At 34.0% G+C, this 21997-nt stretch carries 18 protein-coding genes; 12 read left to right on the top strand and 6 right to left on the bottom strand.

The features are described 5' to 3' along the window. Window positions 1-11 precede the first annotated feature (11 nt). Window positions 12-881: a co-chaperone YbbN gene (locus FcAc13_RS03030; RefSeq protein WP_187754712.1), complete on the top strand. Its 870-nt coding sequence runs from the start codon at window positions 12-14 to the stop codon at window positions 879-881. Between the two features lie 70 nt (window positions 882-951). Here FcAc13_RS03030 and FcAc13_RS03035 read toward each other — a convergent pair whose 3' ends face one another. Beyond that, a complete protein-coding gene (locus tag FcAc13_RS03035) occupies window positions 952-4212 on the bottom strand; it encodes a sel1 repeat family protein (protein ID WP_187754713.1) in 3261 nt (1086 codons plus the stop codon). Window positions 4213-4269: 57 nt separating this feature from the next. Next, entirely contained in the window at window positions 4270-4956 is a 687-nt protein-coding gene (locus FcAc13_RS03040) for a JAB domain-containing protein (protein WP_187754714.1), read from the bottom strand. Between the two features lie 577 nt (window positions 4957-5533). Here FcAc13_RS03040 and prlC point away from each other — a divergent pair. The 6 genes from prlC to FcAc13_RS03070 all read left to right on the top strand — a co-directional run bounded on the left by prlC (window position 5534) and on the right by FcAc13_RS03070 (window position 12669). After that, a complete protein-coding gene (prlC, locus tag FcAc13_RS03045; RefSeq protein ID WP_187754715.1) occupies window positions 5534-7573 on the top strand; it encodes an oligopeptidase A in 2040 nt (679 codons plus the stop codon). 30 nt (window positions 7574-7603) lie between these two features. Beyond that, window positions 7604-8320 carry a class I SAM-dependent methyltransferase gene (locus FcAc13_RS03050; protein ID WP_187754716.1) on the top strand — a complete coding sequence of 239 codons (717 nt, stop codon included), beginning with the start codon at window positions 7604-7606 and terminating at the stop codon, window positions 8318-8320. 189 nt (window positions 8321-8509) lie between these two features. After that, window positions 8510-9328, top strand: a complete 819-nt coding sequence (locus FcAc13_RS03055; protein ID WP_187754717.1) for a purine-nucleoside phosphorylase — start codon at window positions 8510-8512, stop codon at window positions 9326-9328. A gap of 75 nt (window positions 9329-9403) precedes the next feature. Further along, the gene (locus tag FcAc13_RS03060; RefSeq protein WP_187754718.1) at window positions 9404-10636 is read left to right on the top strand and encodes a nucleoside permease; all 1233 of its coding nucleotides are present in this window, start codon (window positions 9404-9406) and stop codon (window positions 10634-10636) included. A 258-nt stretch (window positions 10637-10894) separates the two neighbouring features. Further along, window positions 10895-11800, top strand: coding sequence for an EamA family transporter (locus FcAc13_RS03065; protein ID WP_187754719.1), 906 nt, complete (start codon window positions 10895-10897; stop codon window positions 11798-11800). 680 nt (window positions 11801-12480) lie between these two features. Then, complete coding sequence (locus FcAc13_RS03070; protein WP_187754720.1) at window positions 12481-12669, top strand: hypothetical protein; 189 nt, start codon at window positions 12481-12483, stop codon at window positions 12667-12669. 69 nt (window positions 12670-12738) lie between these two features. Here FcAc13_RS03070 and FcAc13_RS03075 read toward each other — a convergent pair whose 3' ends face one another. Both FcAc13_RS03075 and FcAc13_RS03080 read right to left on the bottom strand, forming a co-directional pair. Then, the gene (locus FcAc13_RS03075; RefSeq protein ID WP_187754721.1) at window positions 12739-13389 is read right to left on the bottom strand and encodes an NAD(P)H-dependent oxidoreductase; all 651 of its coding nucleotides are present in this window, start codon (window positions 13387-13389) and stop codon (window positions 12739-12741) included. 14 nt (window positions 13390-13403) lie between these two features. Further along, window positions 13404-14654, bottom strand: a complete 1251-nt coding sequence (locus FcAc13_RS03080; protein ID WP_187754722.1) for an AmpG family muropeptide MFS transporter — start codon at window positions 14652-14654, stop codon at window positions 13404-13406. Window positions 14655-14970: 316 nt separating this feature from the next. Between FcAc13_RS03080 and FcAc13_RS03085 the strand changes: the two genes are divergently transcribed. Continuing rightward, on the top strand, window positions 14971-15963 hold the full coding sequence (locus FcAc13_RS03085) for an NAD(P)-dependent oxidoreductase (RefSeq protein ID WP_187754842.1): 993 nt from the start codon (window positions 14971-14973) through the stop codon (window positions 15961-15963). Between the two features lie 187 nt (window positions 15964-16150). Here the strand turns inward: FcAc13_RS03085 and FcAc13_RS03090 are convergent, their stop codons facing one another. Together FcAc13_RS03090 and galE are read right to left on the bottom strand one after the other, a co-directional pair. Continuing rightward, a complete protein-coding gene (locus FcAc13_RS03090; RefSeq protein ID WP_187754723.1) occupies window positions 16151-16738 on the bottom strand; it encodes a Maf family protein in 588 nt (195 codons plus the stop codon). 119 nt (window positions 16739-16857) lie between these two features. Continuing rightward, a complete protein-coding gene (gene galE, locus FcAc13_RS03095) occupies window positions 16858-17874 on the bottom strand; it encodes a UDP-glucose 4-epimerase GalE (RefSeq protein ID WP_187754724.1) in 1017 nt (338 codons plus the stop codon). 221 nt (window positions 17875-18095) lie between these two features. Between galE and creB the strand changes: the two genes are divergently transcribed. The 4 genes from creB to folD all read left to right on the top strand — a co-directional run bounded on the left by creB (window position 18096) and on the right by folD (window position 21972). Next, a complete protein-coding gene (gene creB / locus FcAc13_RS03100) occupies window positions 18096-18782 on the top strand; it encodes a two-component system response regulator CreB (protein ID WP_187754725.1) in 687 nt (228 codons plus the stop codon). A 10-nt stretch (window positions 18783-18792) separates the two neighbouring features. Further along, a complete protein-coding gene (creC, locus tag FcAc13_RS03105; protein ID WP_187754726.1) occupies window positions 18793-20256 on the top strand; it encodes a two-component system sensor histidine kinase CreC in 1464 nt (487 codons plus the stop codon). Between the two features lie 11 nt (window positions 20257-20267). Beyond that, a complete protein-coding gene (locus tag FcAc13_RS03110) occupies window positions 20268-20963 on the top strand; it encodes a YggN family protein (RefSeq protein WP_187754727.1) in 696 nt (231 codons plus the stop codon). Between the two features lie 157 nt (window positions 20964-21120). Further along, on the top strand, window positions 21121-21972 hold the full coding sequence (gene folD / locus FcAc13_RS03115; protein ID WP_187754728.1) for a bifunctional methylenetetrahydrofolate dehydrogenase/methenyltetrahydrofolate cyclohydrolase FolD: 852 nt from the start codon (window positions 21121-21123) through the stop codon (window positions 21970-21972). Window positions 21973-21997 lie beyond the last annotated feature (25 nt).

Below are 21997 nucleotides of genomic sequence, written 5' to 3' on the forward strand. Positions count from 1 at the left end.
TGGAAAAAACGATGCAAACCTCATTCATTTTCGAAGTTAACGAGCAAAATATTCAACAAATTTTGCAACAATCAACTGAACTACCAGTAATGTTTTATTTTTGGTCTGAGCGTAGTAATCAGTGTCAAGAACTAACAGCTACGCTTGAACGTATTGCAAAAGAATATCAAGGTCGCTTTATTTTGGCAAAACTAAACTGCGATCAAGAGCAAATGCTGGCAGCGCAATTCGGATTGCGTGCAATCCCAACCGTCTATTTGTTTCAAGATGGACAACCGGTGGACGGATTTCAGGGGCCGCAACCTGAGGCTACAATTAAAACTCTATTAGACAAGGTGTTACCAAATGAAGATGAATTGAAACTGATTGAAGCTAAGCAATTAATTGAAGCACAAAATTACGCGGATGCTTTACCATTACTGAAAAAAGCTTGGCAAAATCTGACTGATCATTTAGGTAAATCACGCAGTGATATTGCTTTTTTATTAGCTAAAGCACAAATAGAGTTAAAACAACTTGATGACGCCAAAGCAACTTTAATAACGATCCCATTACAAGACCAAGATTCAACCTATCATGGTTTGATTGCGGAAATTGAATTACTGGAACAAGCTGCTAATTCACCAGAAATTCAGCAATTACAAGCGGCCTTACAACAAGATCCTAATAATATCGAACTTTTGACGCAATTAGCCACTCAATTTATGCAAGTTGGTCGACAAGAGGAAGCGTTAGAATTAGTATTTAAGCCATTAAGTAACGATCTTAATGCGGGCGATGGTCAACTTAAAAAAACCTTACTGGATATGCTCGCTGCACTTGGTACGAGTAATCCACTTGCGGCCAGTTATCGTCGCAAATTATATACTTTACTATATTAATTTATTAGTTAATCATTAAATTTATATTTTAACAGGGCGCATTAACTATCGCCCTGTTATTATTATGAGATTAACGTAATGGCATTTCCGATTGAACTACCTTAATCATAGAATTGCTATGTTTCGATTTCCTAAAATGGTTGGTGATCCATAATTTATGGTGAGGCTGACATTGTGGCCCTAAATAAACTTTGGCAATAAACTCTTCCACTTTACCATAATTAATAAATAGGCTATCTGCTAATCCATATTCATTTGGTGCTTGAATTTTTTCATCAGCAATATGGGTGATATACATAGCTCGACATTCATCCTCATCTTCAAATGCGGCATGTTTGATTAGGCTAGTAATCGGTAAGAGAGCCAAGGTGATAAGTTGATCTAAATTGGTCAATTGTTTTAATTTCTTCGATGAGTTCATTTTATCTATTATTTTTTTAATTTTTTCTAATTTTTTGCGAATCGTAGCAATTTTATTTTCTTCATCTAATACCTGAATATAATGACGCCATTTTTCGTCGATTTCATCTGGCGTATAGCCTTGATATTCCATGTAAAATGAAAATTTATTTCGTTTGGCAATACTGAGATAACCATTATTTGGATCAAAATAAAGACAGCGGAATAATGGTAAAGTATCAAGAATATTGTCTTTTATTATATTGAGGCTTTTATCTGGTGTTTGATTCGTAATCATTGTGGTTTTTGCACATAGCGCAGATATATTTTGGCTTAAGTGACAAAAATCTTCGGGATTAATTTCTTTGACGATATTGTTGGCAAAAAAATCCGGCTTAAGTATGATACTAACACTAGAACCATTAATGTTATTTTCATTACCATAAATCCGAAATTGATTTAATGAGTTATGATTAAATGAAAAACTGGCTAGAAAACTTTTGATTTCAGCATTAGGATCCGTTTTAACATTTAACCAGTTAGTGAGAAGTCGGTTTTCTGTTGGATCACTCATAAAATCAACCACATTTAAGCGAAAATCACTCGGCTGTTTTAATAAACTAAATAATACATCTGGACGGGTATAATGCGCTACTTGGCGTTCAGGTTGTATGACTTGGGCATTTTTCGATTTGTCCAAACTAAAATTAACCAATAGCTGTTGTTGAATATCTAAAGTCAGTTGTCTGATTTTAGTAAGTGGTTTGATTAGAAACTCATCACGTTGAGATTTATCTTCAAAAATAGTTTGAGATTTATGTTTAATCACTTCTAACATAATTTGCGCTGTTAAATATCCGTGAAATGCGGCATTAGAATAGGGAATGCTCTGATAATAGTATTCGGCAGATTTCAAATCAGTAACAACATTTTTATTAAAATAGACACAATCTCCTAATCGGCAATTAATATAACTAAATAGATATTGATCTTCACTTTGACAACATTCTAAAAAAAATTTACTCGCTTGTGGCAGATTATTTTTATTATCTTGATAAATGACACCCAACAAAAATTGAGCTAATTCAAAGGCCTGTTTATTAGCATTTTTGTCAATGTTTAAGTAATGCTGTTCTGCTTGATCGAGATTTTTTTCCTCTATTTGAAAAATATAACCTAAATTTAGTTGTGCTTGGGAGTAAATCAAGGCGTTACTTTTATCAATGTTTAAGTAATGTTGTAGCGCAAGCGCAACATTTTTTTTGTCAAATTGATAAATTTGGCCCAAATTAAATTGTGCTTGAGTATAAATTAACGGATCAACGCCATTTTCAATATTTAAGTAATGTTGTTGGGCTAGCTCTAAATCATTCTTTTCGAATTGGTAGATTTGACCTAAATTAAATTGTGCTTGAATATATATTTTAGGATCATAAGTTTGATCTATATTGAGATAGTGTATTTCAGCTTGCTCATAATCGGCTTCATTAAAATAAAACTGAGCTAATTCGAATTGTGCTTTAGTATAGGCTTTAGGATCATCTTGCTGAGCCACATTTAAATAATGACGTTTAGCTTGTGCCAAATCTTTCCTATCATTTTGATATATCATACCTAAATTAAATTGTGATTTTGCATAAGCTTGCGGTTCATCATTTTGCGTTACACTTGAATAATGGTATTGCGCTCGTTCAAGATCATTTTTTTCAAACTGATAAATATAACCTAAGTTGAATTGTGCTTTTGCATAAGCTTCACTATCATCATTTTTGGCAACATTTAAATAATGAAATTCGGCATATTCAAGATTATTTTTTTGAAATTGCTCAATATAACCCAAATTAAATTGCGCTTTTGCATAAGCTTCGCGGTCATCATATTTTTCAACATTTAAATAATAACGTTTAGCTTGTTCAAAATTATTTTTCTCAAATTGGTATATAAACCCTAGGTAGATTTGAGCCTTAGCAAAGGTTTCAGCATTATCAGCTCTTTTAATATTTAAATAATGTAATTCGGCTTGTTTAGGATCTTTTTTATCAAATTGATAAATTTCTGCTAAATTTAGTTGTGCCAACGCATATGCTTCAGGATCATCTGTTTGACTTATATTTAAATAGTGCTGCTCCGCCTGCTGAAAATTTTTTTTCTCATTAAGACAAATTTGTGCTAAATTGAATTGAGCCTTTGCATAAAGTTCTGGATCGCCCTCTTTAATCACGCATGAATAATATTTTTCAGCCATTGCAAGATTATTTTTTTCCAGTTGATAAATCTCACCTAGACTAAATTGTGCTTTAGTATAATATTCAAGGTCATTTTCTTTCTTTATGTTCAAATAATGCTGTTCGGCTAATTCAAGGTTGTTTTTCTCATGTTGATAAATTTCAGCTAAATTAAATTGTGCTTTGGCATAAGTTTGTGTGTTATCGCTTTTCTTTATTTTTAAGTAATAGCGTTCGGCAAGTTCAAGATTATTTTTTTCCAGTTGGTAAATTTCAGCTAAATTATATTGTGCTCTGATATAAGCTTCGGCATAGTCGGTTTTATTAATATTCAAATAATAGCGTTCGGCAAGTTCAAGATTTTTTTTCTCAAACTGGTAAATTTTACCTAAATTAAACTGTGCTTGCGCATATATTTTAGCATTATCTTTTTTTTCTATGTTTAAATAATGTGATTCTGCTTTATCAAAGTTATTTTCTTCAACTCGATAAATATTTCCTAAATTAAATTGCGCTCTTGCAAAGGCTTTAGCATTATCATCTTTGCTAATGCTTAAAAAATATTTTTCTGCTCGTCCGATATCTTCTTTATCAAAGTAATAAATGACACCCAATTCGGATTGGGCCTGTGCGTAACTCGCTTTACCATCTTTAAGCGTGATTTTTTTGAGTTGCCGAATTCTTTTGTCAATATTTTTTCCATCCATTTTGATATCCTATTCTTTTTTCTTATGTTTAATCAAACATACATATAGTTTTCATTATTATATAGGCGTAACTTTGAGTATTTTTTCTAATTGTTTTACTGTAATATTCAGTATTTTGGCAATCGTTTCCTGATCGACAGCTTTATTAATTAATTCTATTGCTAATAAAGTCGTTTGGGTTTTAGCTCGTTTTTCCGCTTCCTTAGCTGCTTTAGTTTTATCTTTTTCGACTGCTAATTTTTGTTTTGCTATCGCTTGTTCTTGTTTTCGGATTTGTTTAGCGATTTGGTAATTTGGTACATATTTTAAACTTTTTTCTAATTCTGTCATTAATTGTATCTGTCGAAAACTCAGATAGTTTTCGGGGGTAATTATCAAATGATCGACTAACGCTATATTTAATATTTTACCAACCTGAATAAGGCGATCTGTAATATCTCTGTCTTCATTGGAAGGTGTTAAACGACCCGATGGATGATTATGTACCGCAATAAGGCGCGTTGCATTTTTCATGATCGCAACCCGAAACACATTCATTGGCTCAACGGGAACTTCACGTACACTACCTAGAGCAATTAGTTCAATATAAAGAATAAATCCTGCTTCATTCAGACCAAGAATCCAAAAATGTTCTTTATCTCTATCGATTTTATCATCACGTAATAATACTTTTTGCATGATATTAAAGACATCCTCAGTGCCTTCAATAAACTTTTTATCATTTTTGCCGAATTTTATTTCCATATTTTGCCATAAATAAGGTATTTTAAAAATATAACACATTTTAGCAGTAAGTTTACTGTTAGCTAGTGAATTTACTTTCAAGGTTATAATTTTGCGATCTGGATTCTAATTTTAATCAATTTTTTCAAATTGTTGGAACATATAAACAGAAAAACTGTAAAATACAAGATTTAAATTATTTTGTAGTAAAATATAGCCTCTCGATAATCGTAATTATATAGTAATAATTTATTAACGATGGGTTTTTATATTCCATCGTATTATTGCGTAAAAAAGATTTATGTTTATATGTGATTACATGGAAATTTTTATTAGATGGGTTCAATTTTTTATGAACAAGATGATATCATTTCATAATGAAACCATAATTATTATCATGACTCTTGATAAATTTATTAAATCAATATGTTATAAGTAAAATTTAACATAGATTTTATTTTCTATGTCTAAGGAAAAGAATGGCGTTGAACGTTATAAATTATTGCAATGATTAATTATTGTTATTTCCCTTGAATTTATAAAATTTAAGCCAATATAATAGGGTAATCTTTTTAAAATACTTTATAAAGGTATTGTCATGACAAACCCATTATTAATCCAATCAGAATTGCCGTTGTTTTCTAAAATTAAACCTGAACATGTTGTGCCGGCTGTTAAACAGACGATTAGTGATTGCCGTGAGGTAATTGAACGTGTAGTAAATCAAGATCATTATACGTGGAATAATCTGATTCAACCCATTGATGAAGCCGAGGAAAAATTTAATCGAGTTTGGTCGCCAGTCAGTCATTTAAATTCTGTTAAAAATAGCCCAGAACTGCGAGAAGCTTATGAAACGTGTTTACCTTTATTATCCGAGTATAGTACTTGGCTTGGTCAACATAAGGGGCTTTATCAAGCTTATAAAACATTAAAATCTAGCGTGGAATTTAATCAATTAACCAAGGCGCAAAAGAAAGCTATTAACGATGCTTTACTCCAATTTAAATTATCGGGTATTGGTCTACCTGAAGCACAACAAAAACGCTATGGTGAAATTGTCGCTAAACTATCAGAATTATCTTCAAACTATAGCAATAATGTGTTGGATGCCACAATGGGGTGGACTAAATTGATCACTAATCCTGATGAACTAGCTGGCTTACCAGAAAATGCATTAGCAGCTGCCAAAGCTCAAGCGTCAGCTAAAGGTCAAGAAGGTTGGTTACTGACATTAGATATGCCAAGCTATATACCGGTGATGATGTATTGTGATAACCGGGATTTGCGCTATGAAATGTATTACGCTTATACTACACGCGCTTCAGATCAAGGACCAAATGCTAATAAATGGGACAATACCGATAATATAAAACAAATTTTAGCGTTACGTCATGAATTAGCTCAATTATTGGGATTTGACAGCTATGCTCATAAATCTTTAGCCACTAAAATGGCGAAGCGACCAGAGCAAGTGCTTGCTTTCTTAACCGATTTAGCCGAAAAAGCCAAGCCTCAAGGCGAAGAAGAATTAGTCCAGCTTAAACGTTATGCTTATGAGTTTTTTGGTGCCAGTGATATTCAACCGTGGGATATCAGTTATTATAGCGAAAAGCAGAAACAATTCTTATATACAATAAATGATGAGGAATTGCGCCCTTATTTTCCAGAAGAGCGTGTTATTAGTGGCTTATTCGAGGTGGTTAACCGTATATTTGGCATTACCGTTAAAGAACGTAAAGGCGTTGAAGTATGGTCTCCTGAAGTACGTTTCTTTGATCTATTTGATAAACAAGGTCAATATAAAGCGAGTTTTTACTTAGACTTATACGCTCGTGAAAATAAGCGTGGTGGTGCATGGATGGATGATTATATTGGTCAGATGCGATTTGCCGATGGACATTTACAAAAACCGGTTGCTTATTTAACCTGTAATTTTAATCGCCCCGTTGATGATAAGCCAGCATTATTTACCCATAATGAAGTGACTACTTTATTCCATGAGTTTGGTCATGGTTTACACCATATGCTAACCGAAATCGAAACCTCTTCAGTTGCTGGCATCAATGGTGTGCCATGGGATGCGGTGGAGTTACCAAGTCAATTTTTAGAAAATTGGTGTTGGCAGCCCGAAGCTTTAGCCTTTATTTCAGGACATTATCAGACAGGTAAACCTTTACCTAATGATATGCTAAATAAAATGTTGGATGCTAAGAATTTTCAGGCTGCGCTATTTATTTTACGGCAATTAGAATTTGGCTTATTTGATTTCCGTTTACATGCAGAATATTCACCTCAACAAGGGGCATTAATTATGGAAACGTTACAGCAGGTTCGAAAACTTGTTGCCGTGACACCAACAGTTGAATGGGGACGATTTCCACATGCCTTTAATCATATATTTGCAGGTGGTTATGCTGCTGGTTACTATAGCTACTTATGGGCTGAAGTTTTATCTGCCGATGCGTTTTCCCGTTTTGAAGAAGAAGGTATTTTTAATGTTAAAACGGGAAATGACTTCCTTGATCATATTTTATCGCAAGGTGGTAGTGATGAGCCGATGGTGTTATTTAAAAACTTCCGCGGTCGAGAGCCTAAACTTGATGCACTATTACATCATTATGGCATTAAAGCCTAATTGAATAGTAATTAAGGACTCTTTTGATTCATGAACTTGTTTGAACAAGCTAATCATTGGTTGGCTGAACATCAGCTTGATAAGATTTTTAAATTATCAAATGATAATGGTTATTTAACGTTATTTAAAATTGATGAACCAAAATTAGGTGGTATTTTCGTTGATTTTATTGGTGGCGCATCAGCCCATCGCCGGCGCTATGGTGGTGGTAGGGGGGAGGCCATTGCCAAAGCGGTTGGTATCAAAGGCGATTATTTACCAACGGTGCTTGATGCTACCGCTGGACTTGGGCGAGATGCTTTTGTATTAGCCGCTATTGGCTGTCATGTGACTATGTTTGAACGTCATCCGGTAGTGGTTGCATTGCTAGATGATGGTTTAAAACGTGCTTATCTTGACCATGAAATCGGAGAAAGATTACAACAGCTATTGACGTTATTTCACAATAATATTTTAAATAGTCTAACTAATATGCCTGAAAAAGTGGATGTTGTGTATTTAGACCCTATGTTTCCTCATCGTCAAAAAACAGCGTTAGTTAAAAAAGAGATGCGAGTTTTCCAACATTTGGTTGGCAGTGATAATGATGCTGACGGATTATTGTCTTTGGCACGACATATAGCTAAAAAACGGGTAGTGGTTAAACGTCCTGATTATGCGGATTACTTAGATAAGCAAAAACCTGTTTCCTCAATCAAAACGAAGAGTCATCGTTTTGATATCTATGCACCAATCGTCAATGATTGAAAGTAATTATTGTTACTTACATTAGGTAATCAATATGTATATCTCCCAATATTGCCTCTTACTAAGTAAAAATTAATTAAGTTTGGTGTTTTTTACAAGATAATGTTTTGTTATGCATTTTTTTCTGCCATAATTTGCAGCGAAAATTGTCTTGTTTACAATTAACTTTATAATTTGAGGAATTACACCATGCATAAGACCAATGATATTCAAGAAGCGGTCAACTATATACAAAAATTAACTGATATTAAACCTAGTATTGGTATTATATTGGGATCAGGTCTTGGTCCTTTTGCCGATACCTTAGAAAATGCTGTTCGTATTCCTTACGATAATATTCCTCATTTTGCCCAATCTGCTGCCGTGGGGCATGCTAATGAATTAGTCATTGGTGAAATCGCCGGTAAAAAAGTTGTTGCCATGAAAGGTCGTTTTCATTATTACGAAGGATTTACTTTGGATCAGGTTACGTTCCCTGTACGAGTAATGAAAATGCTTGGTGTTGAAAAACTTATCATAACCAATGCATGTGGGGCAGTGAATACTGAATTTGCGCCAGGTGACTTAATGTTAATTACCGATCATATCAATTTAACAGCGAATAACCCACTTATCGGACCAAATAATCCAGAACTTGGCGTTCGTTTTTTAGATGTTAGCGAAGTTTATAGCAAAAAATTACGATCGATTGTGGCAGATGTAGCTAAAGAAATGCATATCACCTTACGCCATGGTGTTTATGCTTGGTGGACTGGTCCTACTTACGAAACTCCGGCCGAAGTACGTATGATACGTGTTCTTGGTGCTGATGCGGTTGGTATGTCGACCGTACCTGAGGCCATTATTGCCCGCCATTCTGGTATTGAAACGGTGGGAATTTCTTGTTTAACTAATATGGCTTGTGGCATTTTAGATCAACCATTAGGTCATGAAGAAGTGATCGAAACGGCGGAAAGAGTCAAATCGACATTCTTAAAACTTGTTACCCAAACAATTGCTAAATTTTAATGTCAATTATTGCTATGTTGATATTTCTATCACGGAAATATCAACAAAAAATATAATAACAGCTAGGATAGAATAATGGATATTAAGTGCCGCTTAAAAGTCATGTTATTTTTACAGTATTTTATTTGGGGATGTTGGCTGATAACACTGGGAGCTTATATGAATAAAACATTAGGCTTTTCAGGAACTGAAGTTGGCTTAGTGTTTAGTTCAAAAGGAATGGCTGCAATATTTGCTCCATTAATCATTGGTATTATTGCTGATAAGTTTATACCTGCTAAATATCTCTATATGTTATGTCATTTAATTGGTGCCATATCATTGTTTTATGCGGCATCAGTCACCGATTCACAGATTATGTTTTTAGTAATGCTAGTAAATATGATGGTATTTATGCCAACAATCGCATTATCGAATTCGATCAGTTATATTACATTAGCCAAAGAAAAATTAGATACAGTAGCCGTATTTCCTAAAATTCGGGTTTTTGGTACTGTAGGTTTCATTATAGCAATGTGGATAATTAGCCTTATGAAATTTGAACTTAGTAAAGTTCAATTATATATGGCATCAGCAGCATCACTAGTGCTGGTGATTTATTCAGCGACGCTTCCTGTTGTGCCTTTAGCGAAAAAACCAAGTCAGTCATGGATCACTTCGTTAGGACTTGATGCCTTTGTGTTATTCAAAAAACCAACAATGGCCGTATTCTTTTTATTTGCTATGTTACTGGGTGCGGTTTTACAAATTACCAATACGTTTGGTGGTACGTTCTTACGCGATTTTGGTTCTAACCCAGCTTATCAAGATAGTTTAGTTGTTCAATATTCAGCAATTTTACTCTCGGTATCGCAAATGGCTGAAATAGGATTTATTTTAGTTATTCCTTTCTTTTTACAACGTTTCGGTATTAAGAAAGTGATGATTATCAGTATGTTAGCATGGACGTTGCGATTTGGTTTATTTGCTTTTGGCGATCCTTCACCAATTGGATTTGGCTTACTTATACTATCCATGATTGTTTACGGCTGTGCTTTTGACTTTTTTAATATTTCTGGATCGATTTTTATTGAAAAAGAGGTATCACCAACCATTCGCTCGAGTGCGCAAGGTTTGTATATGACTATCGTTAACGGTATTGGTGCGATGATAGGTGCTATCGTCAGCGGTAAAGTGGTTGATATATTTACCCATGATGGAATAAAAGATTGGCATACAATTTGGCTGATTTTTGCAGGTTATTCGTTAGCCTTAGCGGTAGTTTTCTGTTTTACATTTCATTATAAATCCAATTCTAACGCTATATAACATCACAAATTAAATATATTTTTTTATTTAACGTTAATATCGGTATTGTAACAATACTGATATTAACGTTTTGCGGTTAAAAATCGGGATAGCATTGTAATAATAGCGTACCCGTTAACTTTATTTCGATTGAATAGCTTAATGTCAATATCACTTTTATCGTGTAATTTTTATTTAATTTTTTTAATTAGCATCATAATTGAATTGATTTTTTAGCGGTTAATCCGGTAAAAATAGTTTAAATAGTAGGTATAAAGTATGAAACAACGTTTTTGGGGCGGTGCACTTGTTTTTTTAGGTGCATGTAGTTTTGGAGTATTATCATCAATCGTTAAGACCGCCTACAAAGCTGGTTATACATTAGGTCAAGTAACCGGTGTTCAAAATTTATTTGGTATGTTAATGTTATGGATTTTATACATTGTTTATAAATTTTTTAGACATTCATCTTTAGCATTGACTGTAAAGCAGCAAACAACCAAAAATTGGCAAGTCTGTTTAGCGGGCATTTTTCCATGTTTAGTCGCCATTTTCTATTATCAGTGTGTTCAATTGGTTCCTGCATCAATTGCTATTATCCTATTAATGCAATATTTATGGATAAGTGTAATTGTGGATTATCTACGCTTCAGAAATAAACCCTCATTACCACAAATCATTGCCGTGGTAATGATTATTGGTGGTAGTATCTTTGCGGCTGGTATATTTAATCAAAATATAACTCTTAACATAAAAGGATATATATTCGGTTTTTTAGCTGCGATTACTTATACTTTATTCATTATTACCAGTAACCGAGTGGGTGTTGACTTGCCTACGCTAAAAAAGAGTGCTTTGATGATTACCGGAGCATGTATTTTAGGATTTATTATTTTTCCACCTATATTTTTATTGCAATTTGCTTGGGATGAAAAACTATATCAATGGGGTTTATTACTCGCATTATTAGGCACCGTGATCCCGCCGTTTTTATTTGCAATTGGGATCCCTAAAGTCGGTATTTCGGTCAGTGCAATATTAACTGCGGTCGAATTACCAGTTGCGGTATTGGCTTCTTATTTTTATTTAAACGAATCAGTCAATGCCAGCCAGTGGTTAGGTGTTTTGATCATATTAATCGCAATTGTTGCTTCGAATTTATTTGTAGCTAAAAAATTAAAATAGAACCTTGTTTGTTAAATTGTGACGATTGTTTTGGACATAAATTGTGAAAATGTAATATTTAAAATTTTTGTTGTGCCAGAATCTAACACTGCTGATTCCGCGATGCTTATTGCTAGCATTAAGGACGCCGTTGGACCTTCCGTCTTTGTCAAATTTTAATGTATCGCGCATAATTTGCTGCTGGCAAAGCACAGGTATGTCACACATTCATGTGTGACATATAACCTTGGAAAGTCATCAGCCCTTTGTAAAGTGCCAATCAAAGTTAATAAATATAAAATTATTCAATAATATATTTAAATAAATAAAAATAACGACTAATTCTACGCTACGCAGCAGTAGGCAGGAACTGGGGTTTTCGTTTAAAAACTTTAGATCGCCTGAGCACATTTAGTGATATATTTTCCCTTTAATTAAAAAGGGCAAACAAGTTGTGCGGTGATTTATTTAGCTCCCTGTTTCACAAAGTTTAACGTTGCAGTGAGTGGATATTTATCTCGAAAATTGTATTTCCCTAATGCTGACTATTAATTTTTTGTATTTTTGGTTTTTAAATAATATGTTTTTTGTAAAAAAATTGTTAAAATATGTTTTTCCCTTGAAAAACAAATAATTACCTTCATAATAACCTCGAACCGTTAATCGGTTTGTGTTTGTTTCTATTGAGGAGATGTGTACTTATGAAAGAAAATTTCACTAAGGAAAAGCTCGAATCTGTTTTGCGTAAGATTAATTGGGCACAGCAGATTTTAGATTCTGCACGTGATAGCTCTGATGATTTACAAGTTATTGATATTTTATCAGGGGTATCGTTTATCATGGATTCAGCATCTGATGATGCTGAGAATCTTTATCGTTCATTGCGTTAGTTTTTAGTGAACGAATTTTTTCATTTATCCTTCAATCCCTTATTAGCCCGCTTTTTTGCGGGCCTTTTTTTATAAAAACGTGGTAATATCGTCCATGGACCAGCGTATTTGTTTTGGCTGTGGATTTTTGCGATAACCAAATGCTAAACATAGTGTAATACCAAAATTGTTGCGACTAAACTGAGGTGTGGCTTTTTCGAGTATTTGAATAACTTTATCTGGCTCGAAACCTCCAATAGTACAAGAATCAATGCCTTGATATGCTGCTGCGGTTAACATATTTGCACTGGCGATGTATCCTTGCATTTCAGACCAATGATCTAGATTGGTTCCCTGTGCTAATAAAAAGTTGGCATAATTAATAAAATATTGGCAAGCAACATCTAAATCATAACTTGTCGCATCACTTGTTAAGCTTCTCTGTTCTGTTTGGCGCAGATATTCACTTTGCATGGTGAACTGTCCTGCTTTGCGGTGTAAAACAATTACTAGATGTGAGCAGCTGGTAACCTGCTCTTGGTTAAAGCATGCTAATTTTAGTTCCGCTTTAAGCAAATCATCTTTAACTACAACGAAATGCCAAGGCTCTAAACCAAATGATGATGGTGATGTTCTTCCTGCCTCAAGGATGTAATTCAAATCATCTGATGGTATTTTTTTTGTTTCATCAAATAGTTTACAAGCATGGCGAAAATGAAAGGCCTGAGTTAATTTATCCATATACTCTCCAAAAATTATTTTTCTATGTTCCACGGTGCGACTTTAAGTAATAAAACCATTCCAGGGAATGCTAAAATAAAGCATAACCAGAAATAGTTAGTCCAACCTAGGCCTTCAGACAATATGCCAGATGTTGCATTGATAAATGTTCTGGGTATAGCCGTAAGGCCTGTCAATAATGCAAATTGCGTGGCGGTAAATTGCGGATTGGTATTCTTAGAAATATAGGTAACCAATGCAGCACTGCCCATTCCGACGCCGATTGATTCAAAGCTGATAACCATTGCGAGCATCGTTAGTTCATAAATGCCAATCGTAGCAAATGGACCTTTACTACTCAGCCATACAAAACCTAATATCGATAGCATTTGTACTAAACCGGAAATCCATAATGCCCGATTCAATCCTAATTTAGCAATCAATATACCGCCAGCAAAAGCACCGAAAAGACTCGGCCATAAACCTGCATTTTTGGTGATAGTACCAATTTGCAACGTATCAAAATTCATATCTACATAGAAAGGTGATGCTAATGCAGTGGCTAGGTTGTCGCCTAGTTTATACCAAATGATAAATAAGATTATCAAGATACTATATTGTAAAGTATTACGATCAAAGAAATCTTGAATTGCATGTTTAAATAATGATTTTTGTTGCTGCTTTTTAAAATGATGAATCGGTTCTTTAATAAATAGTGTGATAATGATGACCGGTATCATAAACGCAGCAGTGAAAAGATAGACCTCAGACCATGGTAGGAATTTGGCAATAATTAATGATAAACCACCCGGTATTAGTCCCGCAATACGGTAAGCATTGGTGTGAATGCTGTTACCAAAACCAAGTTGTTCATCAGTAAGAATTTCTCGTCGATATGCATCAACGGCAATATCTTGTGTTGCTGATAAAAATGCAGTAATTAAACTCAATGAAATAATGATATTGATTTCAGCATTTGGATTAAATATTCCAAAAGCCGGCAAAATTAATAATAGACCAATCTGCGTAACCAATAACCAACCTTTTCGATACCCTAGAGCGAAAGGTGATATTTTGTCTAGCAGTGGTGACCATAAAAATTTTAATGTATATGGGAGCTGTGTTAGGGCAATAAATCCAATGGTTTTTAAATCAACTTGATTAATACGTAGCCAAGCCGGAATTAATTGTAAAATAAAATAAAGTGGTAGCCCAGAACAAAATCCCGTGTAAATACACAATAAAAATTTTTTATTGAAAAACGATGAGGGCTTGGAATAATTCATTAATGATACAGTATTTCTATTTCGCGGATTAAAAAATTTTGGTCATCATAGCATGATATTTCATTTTTCTAAAATCTGTTTTAAAAGTCGTTACTTATTAAAGCAAGAAGAGAACAACTCGATTATGTAGGAGTTAAATCTGCTAGTTTTTAATCTAAAATGATGGGATTACTAAGGATGTTACAGTGAATTTCCACCGTTCGCTAAGTTATTAACGATAGCTGTTATTGCTTTATCTTTATTACGGATTATGCTAATAATTAATAAAATTTAGTACTTAAGCCCTTATAAGGAGTAAGGTTTTATGAAAGATAAATTGAAAATCGCGGTTTTTAGTAGTAAACATTATGACCGTGAACATTTAGAGTTAGCTAATCAGAGTTTTGGTTTCGATCTTGAATATTATGAACATAAATTTAGTTGTAAAACAGCGGTTACTGCGAAAGGTTTTGATGCGGTTTGTATATTTGTTAATGATGAAGCTGATAAAAAAGCGCTGCGAGAATTATCGTCAATCGGAGTAAAGATCCTAGCGTTACGTTGTGCTGGCTTTGATAATGTTGATTTGGATGAAGCTGCAAAATTAGGGATTACGGTTGTACGAGTGCCGGCTTACTCCCCAGAAGCAGTGGCAGAACATGCTGTTGCGTTAATGATGACGCTTAATCGTCGTACTCATAAAGCCTATCAACGGACGCGTGATGCAAACTTTTCTTTAGATGGTTTAACCGGTTTTAATATGCATAACCGTACTGCTGGTGTGATTGGAACAGGTAAAATTGGTTTAGCTATGATCCGTATCCTAAAAGGATTTGGTATGACAATATTGGCTTATGACCCTTATCCAAGTGATACGGCTGTGGAATTAGGTGCACAATATGTCAGTTTGGATGATCTGTATGCGAAATCAGATGTAATCACTTTACACTGTCCAATGTCACCGGAGAATTATCATCTACTAAATGCTGAATCATTTAATAAAATGAAAAAGGGTGTAATGATTATTAATACCAGTCGTGGAGGTCTATTGGATGCAACCGCAGCCATTGATGCATTAAAACAAGCTAAGATTGGTGCGTTAGGAATGGATGTTTATGAAAATGAACGTGATCTATTCTTTGAAGATAAATCCAATGATGTGATTCAAGATGATGTATTTCGTCGTTTATCATCTTGTCATAATGTAATTTTTACAGGTCATCAGGCGTTTTTAACCCAAGAAGCATTGCTAAATATCTCTGAAACCACGTTAGCTAATATTCAAGCTGTTTATGAGAATAAACCTTGCCAGAATATTGTTAAGAAATAAGCTTATTAGCTAATGTGATAACGATTGTTAAAGAAATAGTGTATACTTCAATCGTAATACATGAAAAGTTAAAGAAACGGTGGTAGCTATTTCTTTGATTTTTGTTACACATTAAGCCAGAAATGTTGTTCGCAAAAAGATTAGCTTTTTTTATGCGATTTAAAACACGCTATGGCGAATAAAGAAATTATTTGATTAATAGAGGATTAAAGCCCATCCTAATCATAATTTGATTGAGTTGAATTAAAGGCAAGCCAACGAGAGCATTAAGATCGTTACCATCAAGTTTTTCAAAAAGCGTAATTCCTAGTTCATCACATTTAAAACTTCCGGCACACTGAAAGGGTTGATCTTTATCGACATAAGCCGTGATTTCCGCCAGAGATAATTGTCGAAAAGTGACGTTAAAGGGTTCGTAAGTGGTAATATTCTGTTGGCTAGCAAGATGAATGACGCTTAATCCGGTATAGAAATTAACAGTTTTACCACTACTGGCAAGTAGTTGTGCAATAGCTTTCTCACGAGTATACGGTTTACCAATAATTTTGCTGTCTAACAGACCCACTTGATCGGAACCGATCACAATCGCATCAGGATATTTTTTAGCAATGGACTGGGCTTTAATTTGCGATAATCTTAATACTAGATCTATAGCAGATTCTTGTGCTAAGGGTGTTTCATCACATGTAGGTGCAATACATGTGAAAGGTAGTGCTAATTTTTTCAAGATTTTTTTACGTGATGCGGAGGTGGAAGCTAATATAATGTTTGTCATAGTCAATAAATAATAAATTTCAAATTGAGTTTAAACAGTATTGCAGGTGAAAATTAACTTTGAACGAGGTAGAACATGCGCTACCTCGTCATTTATTGATAATATTATGTGCTCAGTTTTTATTCATCCGGATAGCCATTGGGATTTTTAGATTGCCAATTCCAGCTATCATTTGCCATGTCTTGTAGATTATATTGGGTGCGCCAATTTAATTCTTTTTCTGCTTTGCTTGCATCTGCCCAAAAGGCAGCAATATCACCCGCACGCCGTTCAACAATTTGATAGCTTAATTTTTTACCACAAGCTTTTTCATAGGCGTGTAATACATCGAAGACACTACTGCCGATTCCAGCACCTAAATTATAGATATGGACGCCCGATTGATTCATTTTGTTTAAGGCAACAACGTGGCCTGCTGCTAAATCTTCTACATGAATATAGTCTCTTACTCCCGTACCATCTTGAGTGGGATAATCATTACCATAAATAGATAATTTATCTCGCTTACCAATAGCAACTTGGGCGATATAAGGCATCAAATTATTCGGGATACCTTGTGGATCTTCACCCATTAATCCAGAAGGGTGGGCGCCTACTGGATTAAAATAGCGTAATAATGTTATGCTCCATTGGGGCGAAGCATGAGCAAAATCTTGATAAATCTGCTCTACCATATATTTACTCCAACCGTATGGATTGGTGATATTTCCAGTCGGAAATGTTTCCAGATAAGGTGTTGGATTTTTTTCACCGTAGACGGTTGCTGAAGAACTAAAAATAAGATTATATACCTGATATTCTTGCATAACTTGTGCTAAACAGATCGAACCATAAACATTTTTTTCATAATATGTTAATGGTTTAACAACAGATTCGCCGACAGCCTTAAGACCAGCAAAATGGATGACGGCGGCAATTTGATGCTTTGCAAACACTGAAGCTAAAAATTCTTTATCACAGACATCCCCATAATAAAAAATGGGTTGTTGATTGGTTAATTGTTCAATACGATTTAAGACACTTTTTTTACTATTATATAAATTATCAATGATGATAGGCGTAAAACCTGCCTCAATTAGCTTAACGCAGGTATGACTGCCAATATAACCTAAACCACCCGTTACCAGTATGTTCATAGTATTTTATTAATTAGTTGATATTGTTTTAGTATAACGTGAGTTTAGCTTGAAATATAGTATTATTGCTTTATGATTTTGGCTATTAACTTTAAGTCGCTAATTTAATATTGCGTTCAAAATTAAATTAATAAACTCAATAAAATGGATAACTTAAACTATTAAATTGCTCAGTTTACGATATAATTATGTTAAAATTTTATTAAAATAAAAAAAACAAAATGATGTTAAGTATTTGGTTAGTTGAAGACGAAGCGTATATTGCCGATTCTTTAATCTATATGTTGGAAAAAAATCACTATCAAGTACGATGGTTTGAAAGAGGCGAGCTTATGCTAAAGGCATTGAGTACGAGTCAACCTAATTTAATGATCCTTGATGTGGGACTTCCTGATATTATTGGTTTTGAATTAGCCAAACAAGTTTTATTAAAATATGATATCCCAATTATTTTCCTCACTGCTCGTGATGATGAGATAGATCGAATTATTGGTCTTGAGATCGGCGCTGATGATTATATTGTCAAACCCTTTTCATTAAGAGAAGTTTTAGCTCGAATTAAAACGGTATTGCGTCGATTTCATAAGCAATCCCCTCCGATAGCCAATATTGCCTTAGGACCATTTATGTTAAACGAAGAAGGTTCGGTTATTTATTATTATAATGAAAGACTTTCTTTAACCCGTTATGAATATTCATTATTAAAAACAATGATTAAAGCCCCTAACCGAATTTTTTCCCGAAAACAATTGCTGGATATTGTTTGGCAGGATAATTTATCTTCTATGGAACGTACTGTTGATACTCATATAAAAACAATTAGACAAAAATTAACGATGGTATACTCCGCCGACGAGCAACCCATTCAAACTCACCATGGCTTGGGTTATTCATTAAAAATTGATTAAGGTACGATTCATGCGTATTGGTTTGCAGTTACTTTTTGGCTATGTTTTAGTTGCTATTTTGGCTTGTTATTTAGTATTTACCATTTTTGTTAAAGAGGTTAAACCCACAGTTAGGCGTGCTACTGAAGGTCTATTAATTGATACCGCAACATTATTAGCTTCCATTGTTTCGCAAGAACTTTCTTCCATTAATCAAATAAAAAAAAGTCATTTAGGTAGTGCGTTTGAACATATTAATGAGTTACCTTTTAATATCAATATTGATGGGGTTATTAAGAGTAAAATGGCTTATCGGGTTTACATTACTGACATTAACGGGATAGTTATATTTGATTCTGATAAACGTGATGAAGGTAAAGATTATTCTCGTTGGAATGATGTGTATTTAACGTTGCGTGGAAAATATGGTGCTAGAACAACCCGCGAAAAACCTGAGGATCCTACAACATCGATAATGTATGTTGCAGCACCTATAAAAATTGATGGTCAATTAGTCGGTGTTTTAACGGTAGCAAAACCTAACCAAAGTATGTCCAGTATTATCATTAAAGGGGAAAAAAGAATACTTATTGGTGGTGTTATATTGATTATTGCAGCATTATTAATTGGTATTTTTATTATTTGGTGGATTAATCGTTCAATCAAAAAGTTAGTCGATTATGCCCAACGAGTATCCAACCATGAAGTGGTTAATCTGCCTAAGTTTAGTTCGCCTGAACTGAGTATGTTAGGTCATGCTTTAGAAGTCATGCGTTTAAAATTGGATGGCAAAGATTATATTGAAAAATATGTTCATACCTTAGCGCATGAAATTAAGAGTCCATTATCATCGATTCGGGCGGCAACGGAAATTCTACAGGATACGACTAAAAAAGAACTGGACACTTCCAAAGATATCGAAGAAGTTAAACACACTCAGCAACGTTTTCTATCAAATATTGAACAACAAACGGAGCGGATGAATATTTTGATTGAACGAATGTTACAGTTAGCTCGATTAGAAAGTCGTGTAGGTGTAAATTTTCAAACGATTCAAATGCAAAATCTTATTCAAGACGTGATATCGAGTAAAATGGCAGATGCACAATTACAAGGTGTCAATTTAATTATTGAGCATAATGTAGTAATTAAATTAAAAGGTGATAAATTTCTTTTGATTCAAGCATTATCGAATTTATTAAGCAATGCATTAGATTTTACCCCTAGTGGTGGTACAATTAGGGTCGATACTGAGATTAATGATGGTTATTATTCTATTAAAGTGATTGATTCAGGTATTGGTATACCTGATTTTGCTTTAGAACATGTTTATGAACGGTTTTATTCATTACCAAGACCAAATAAAGGTAAAAGTAGTGGGCTGGGTTTAGCTTTTGTTAAAGAAGTTGCATTGCTACATAATGGTAATATTGTGCTGAATAATCGTGTTAATGAGCAAGGTGCCATTGCAACGTTAATTTTAAAAATTCACTGAAAGGATGTTTTATGTTAAAAAAATTACTATTATTAAATTTATCAATACTACTTATGTCAATGACAAATAGCATTCATGCTAAAACTAAAGAGTGTCCAATCAAGCCAGCTTTTGATATTGTTGTGAGCGACAATTCAGCACACTTGGTTAATAATATGAAAAACATTATTATTGATGCTAATGGTATGATTAATATGAATGGATCTCCACGCAAAGTCGGAAATAATGTGCAACAACAAGCCAAAAATTTGCATGCTTTTCTTCGCCAACAGTTACCCGATTTAGCATATCAATCACAACAACATTTAGATAATCTTCGTAGTGCTTTTAAAACAGCAATTCGCAAGAATTTAGGCAATAAAAGTAAGTTAGCAGAAAATTTAGACGGTTTATATTTCGAAGTAAAGCAGTTATTACAAAATACAATTATTACCCGCGATGGTGTAACCTATTTTTATTATCAACCATTTAACACTTTTAAAAAAGATGGTGAAGCGCTTGGGAAAAAAAGAATTTATAAAATAGTGGGTAATAGTGTTTTACATTTTGATGTTTTTAAAAATTTTTCAACGGTGAAAACAATAGCTGAAAATGAATGGAAAGAGCAAAAAGTTAAACTGGAAAAATTTGATTCGCACGTCTGTGAACTTATCACTCAAATTGATCACAAATATAATCAATTGATTTTACAACTCGGTCAATATTAAATAGTATGATGATATCGTTAACTTTTGTTGCTGCATGCACTCATGTTGGGCATTATTTCGTGTTACAATAAAACGATTATTGACATGTTAAGATTCAATCAAGCTAAATGATTGGCGTTTTATAATTTAAGAACTATATCGGGGAGTTTAAAAGCGAATGAGTGCTAAAATCATCGATGGGAAGTTATTGTCTCAACAAATTAGAGCAAACATTGCTATACAAGTAGCAAATCGTAAACAACACGGTTTACGAGTACCGGGATTAGCGGTTATTCAGGTTGGTACTAATCCGGCATCAAGGATCTACGTTCAAAATAAACAAAAAGCATGTGATGAAGTCGGTTTTCGTTCATTTGCTTATGAATTTGCCGAATCAACAACCGAAGAATTACTCAATCTCATTGATCAATTAAATCATCAAGCTGATGTTGATGGTATTTTAGTTCAATTACCTTTACCGGATAATATTGATAAAACACGCGTACTTGAGCAAATCAATCCGAAAAAGGATGTTGATGGTTTTCATCCATTTAACATAGGCCGTTTATTACAACGAGAACCAATTTTAAGACCATGTACACCTTATGGTATTGTCACAATGCTTCAATCAACGGGTATTAACTTGTCTGGGCTTAATGCGGTGGTAGTTGGTGCTTCGAGTATTGTCGGTAGACCAATGGCATTAGAATTGTTGCTGTTAGGTTGTACAACCACCATTACCCATAGTCGGACTAAAGATTTAGCAGATCATGTTCGCCGAGCAGATATTGTAATTGCTGGAGTTGGGATCGCTAATTTCGTTAAGGGTGATTGGATAAAACCGGGTGCGATTGTGATAGATGTTGGCATTAATCGTTTGGATAATGGTAAAATAGTTGGTGATGTTGAATTTAGTGAAGCTGTCGAACGCGCTGGATTTATTACTCCCGTACCTGGAGGGGTTGGACCAATGACAGTGGCAACATTATTAGAAAATACCTTACAAGCCTGTGAAAAATTTGGCATTTAAAGTAAATAAGTAACATGAAGTGATT

Origin of the sequence: Frischella japonica (assembly GCF_014489845.1) — a bacterium.
Taxonomy (GTDB): domain Bacteria; phylum Pseudomonadota; class Gammaproteobacteria; order Enterobacterales; family Orbaceae; genus Frischella; species Frischella japonica.

What these genes read in the sequence shown, in the direction of transcription:
- FcAc13_RS03060 (WP_187754718.1), top strand. Translation starts at nt 9,404, where the DNA reads ATGGATATTAAGTGCCGCTTAAAAGTCATGTTATTTTTACAGTATTTT.
- FcAc13_RS03090 (WP_187754723.1), bottom strand. Translation starts at nt 16,738, where the DNA reads ATGACAAACATTATATTAGCTTCCACCTCCGCATCACGTAAAAAAATC.
- galE (WP_187754724.1), bottom strand. Translation starts at nt 17,874, where the DNA reads ATGAACATACTGGTAACGGGTGGTTTAGGTTATATTGGCAGTCATACC.
- FcAc13_RS03080 (WP_187754722.1), bottom strand. Translation starts at nt 14,654, where the DNA reads ATGAATTATTCCAAGCCCTCATCGTTTTTCAATAAAAAATTTTTATTG.
- FcAc13_RS03075 (WP_187754721.1), bottom strand. Translation starts at nt 13,389, where the DNA reads ATGGATAAATTAACTCAGGCCTTTCATTTTCGCCATGCTTGTAAACTA.
- FcAc13_RS03030 (WP_187754712.1), top strand. Translation starts at nt 12, where the DNA reads ATGCAAACCTCATTCATTTTCGAAGTTAACGAGCAAAATATTCAACAA.
- FcAc13_RS03035 (WP_187754713.1), bottom strand. Translation starts at nt 4,212, where the DNA reads ATGGATGGAAAAAATATTGACAAAAGAATTCGGCAACTCAAAAAAATC.
- creC (WP_187754726.1), top strand. Translation starts at nt 18,793, where the DNA reads ATGCGTATTGGTTTGCAGTTACTTTTTGGCTATGTTTTAGTTGCTATT.
- prlC (WP_187754715.1), top strand. Translation starts at nt 5,534, where the DNA reads ATGACAAACCCATTATTAATCCAATCAGAATTGCCGTTGTTTTCTAAA.
- FcAc13_RS03055 (WP_187754717.1), top strand. Translation starts at nt 8,510, where the DNA reads ATGCATAAGACCAATGATATTCAAGAAGCGGTCAACTATATACAAAAA.
- FcAc13_RS03050 (WP_187754716.1), top strand. Translation starts at nt 7,604, where the DNA reads ATGAACTTGTTTGAACAAGCTAATCATTGGTTGGCTGAACATCAGCTT.
- creB (WP_187754725.1), top strand. Translation starts at nt 18,096, where the DNA reads ATGATGTTAAGTATTTGGTTAGTTGAAGACGAAGCGTATATTGCCGAT.
- FcAc13_RS03065 (WP_187754719.1), top strand. Translation starts at nt 10,895, where the DNA reads ATGAAACAACGTTTTTGGGGCGGTGCACTTGTTTTTTTAGGTGCATGT.
- folD (WP_187754728.1), top strand. Translation starts at nt 21,121, where the DNA reads ATGAGTGCTAAAATCATCGATGGGAAGTTATTGTCTCAACAAATTAGA.
- FcAc13_RS03040 (WP_187754714.1), bottom strand. Translation starts at nt 4,956, where the DNA reads ATGGAAATAAAATTCGGCAAAAATGATAAAAAGTTTATTGAAGGCACT.
- FcAc13_RS03070 (WP_187754720.1), top strand. Translation starts at nt 12,481, where the DNA reads ATGAAAGAAAATTTCACTAAGGAAAAGCTCGAATCTGTTTTGCGTAAG.
- FcAc13_RS03110 (WP_187754727.1), top strand. Translation starts at nt 20,268, where the DNA reads ATGTTAAAAAAATTACTATTATTAAATTTATCAATACTACTTATGTCA.